Consider the following 241-nt stretch of genomic DNA (forward strand, 5'->3'; position numbering starts at 1 on the left):
ACTTGCAGCTCCAAAAGTTTCTGGTGCATTAGCCTTAGAGATTGATAAATATAAATTGAAAGATAATCCTGAAAAAACTTTAGAAATATTTAAGAAAAAAGGGATTGAAAAAGAAAAAGGAATGGATAAAAAACATTATGGAAGAGGAAAACTGGACGTATACAAATTACTTAAAGATTGAAGGGAAATAATATGATTGCTATTAATATTGTAGGTGAGGTAGATTCAACTCTTACTGAAA

General features: G+C 28.6%; 1 pseudogene. It reads left to right on the forward strand.

The features are described from left to right. A pseudogene (locus SH09_RS16720) lies at window positions 1-181 on the forward strand (S8 family peptidase); the annotation flags it as partial. Window positions 182-241: the final 60 nt, after the last annotated feature.

This window comes from Staphylococcus gallinarum (assembly GCF_000875895.1).
In the GTDB taxonomy this organism is placed as follows: Bacteria; Bacillota; Bacilli; order Staphylococcales; family Staphylococcaceae; genus Staphylococcus; species Staphylococcus gallinarum.